This window comes from Streptomyces sp. NPDC005648, from assembly GCF_040605395.1.
In the GTDB taxonomy this organism is placed as follows: domain Bacteria; phylum Actinomycetota; class Actinomycetes; order Streptomycetales; family Streptomycetaceae; genus Streptomyces.
In genome coordinates this window covers 1-2,570 of the sequence record NZ_JBEXCS010000196.1, presented here as the reverse complement: position 1 = coordinate 2,570, position 2,570 = coordinate 1, and the positions used below count along the sequence as shown (strand labels likewise).

General features: G+C 56.6%; 1 rRNA gene. It reads right to left on the bottom strand.

What is annotated here, in order from left to right:
- Nucleotides 1-95 precede the first annotated feature (95 nt).
- Nucleotides 96-2,570 (bottom strand): 23S ribosomal RNA (locus ABZT17_RS45080); the annotation flags it as partial.

Genomic DNA, 2,570 nt, shown 5'->3' with positions numbered 1-2,570 from the left:
TCCCTCACGCTATAACCACCGAAACACTATGAAGCTGTCAACCGGAACACGACACGGTCGTTGCCTCAGAACTAACACAGTGGACGCGAGCAACTGAGGACAAGCCCTCGGCCTATTAGTACCGGTCACCTCCACACGTTACCGTGCTTCCAGATCCGGCCTATCAACCCAGTCGTCTACTGGGAGCCTTACCCCATCAAGTGGGTGGGAATACTCATCTCGAAGCAGGCTTCCCGCTTAGATGCTTTCAGCGGTTATCCCTCCCGAACGTAGCCAACCAGCCATGCCCTTGGCAGAACAACTGGCACACCAGAGGTTCGTCCGTCCCGGTCCTCTCGTACTAGGGACAGCCCTTCTCAATATTCCTGCGCGCGCAGCGGATAGGGACCGAACTGTCTCACGACGTTCTAAACCCAGCTCGCGTACCGCTTTAATGGGCGAACAGCCCAACCCTTGGGACCGACTCCAGCCCCAGGATGCGACGAGCCGACATCGAGGTGCCAAACCATCCCGTCGATATGGACTCTTGGGGAAGATCAGCCTGTTATCCCCGGGGTACCTTTTATCCGTTGAGCGACGGCGCTTCCACAAGCCACCGCCGGATCACTAGTCCCGACTTTCGTCCCTGCTCGACCCGTCGGTCTCACAGTCAAGCTCCCTTGTGCACTTACACTCAACACCTGATTGCCAACCAGGCTGAGGGAACCTTTGGGCGCCTCCGTTACTCTTTAGGAGGCAACCGCCCCAGTTAAACTACCCATCAGACACTGTCCCTGATCCGGATCACGGACCCAGGTTAGACATCCAGCACGACCAGACTGGTATTTCAACGACGACTCCACACTGACTGGCGTCAATGCTTCAAAGTCTCCCAGCTATCCTACACAAGCCGAACCGAACACCAATATCAAACTGTAGTAAAGGTCCCGGGGTCTTTCCGTCCTGCTGCGCGAAACGAGCATCTTTACTCGTAGTGCAATTTCACCGGGCCTATGGTTGAGACAGTCGAGAAGTCGTTACGCCATTCGTGCAGGTCGGAACTTACCCGACAAGGAATTTCGCTACCTTAGGATGGTTATAGTTACCACCGCCGTTTACTGGCGCTTAAGTTCTCAGCTTCGCCACCCCGAAGAATGACTAACCGGTCCCCTTAACGTTCCAGCACCGGGCAGGCGTCAGTCCGTATACATCGCCTTACGGCTTCGCACGGACCTGTGTTTTTAGTAAACAGTCGCTTCTCGCTGGTCTCTGCGGCCACCCCCAGCTCACCGTGTAAAACGGATCACCGGAGCTGGCCCCCCTTCTCCCGAAGTTACGGGGGCATTTTGCCGAGTTCCTTAACCATAGTTCACCCGAACGCCTCGGTATTCTCTACCTGACCACCTGAGTCGGTTTAGGGTACGGGCCGCCATGAAACTCGCTAGAGGCTTTTCTCGACAGCATAGGATCATCCACTTCACCACAATCGGCTCGGCATCAGGTCTCAGACTACTGCCAGGCGGATTTGCCTACCTGACGTCCTACACCCTTACCCCGGGACAACCACCGCCCGGGATGGACTACCTTCCTGCGTCACCCCATCACTCACCTACTACCAGCTCGGGCCACCGGCTCCACCACTCCGACCTCGTCCGAAGACTCAGCCGGCGGCTTCACGGGCTTAGCATCACTGGATTCAATGTTTGACGCTTCACAGCGGGTACCGGAATATCAACCGGTTATCCATCGACTACGCCTGTCGGCCTCGCCTTAGGTCCCGACTTACCCTGGGCAGATCAGCTTGACCCAGGAACCCTTAGTCAATCGGCGCACACGTTTCTCACGTGTGAATCGCTACTCATGCCTGCATTCTCACTCGTCAACCGTCCACAACTCGCTTCCACGGCTGCTTCACCCGGCAGACGACGCTCCCCTACCCATCACAGCAGGCGTTGGCCCTATTGCTGCAATGACACGACTTCGGCGGTACGCTTGAGCCCCGCTACATTGTCGGCGCGGAATCACTAGACCAGTGAGCTATTACGCACTCTTTCAAGGGTGGCTGCTTCTAAGCCAACCTCCTGGTTGTCTCTGCGACTCCACATCCTTTCCCACTTAGCGTACGCTTAGGGGCCTTAGTCGATGCTCTGGGCTGTTTCCCTCTCGACCATGGAGCTTATCCCCCACAGTCTCACTGCCGCGCTCTCACTTACCGGCATTCGGAGTTTGGCTAAGGTCAGTAACCCGGTAGGGCCCATCGCCTATCCAGTGCTCTACCTCCGGCAAGAAACACACGACGCTGCACCTAAATGCATTTCGGGGAGAACCAGCTATCACGGAGTTTGATTGGCCTTTCACCCCTAACCACAGGTCATCCCCCAGGTTTTCAACCCTGGTGGGTTCGGTCCTCCACGAAGTCTTACCTCCGCTTCAACCTGCCCATGGCTAGATCACTCCGCTTCGGGTCTTGAGCGTGCTACTAAAGCGCCCTGTTCGGACTCGCTTTCGCTACGGCTACCCCACCCGGGTTAACCTCGCAACACACCGCAAACTCGCAGGCTCATTCTTCAAAAGGCACGCAGTCACGAGAA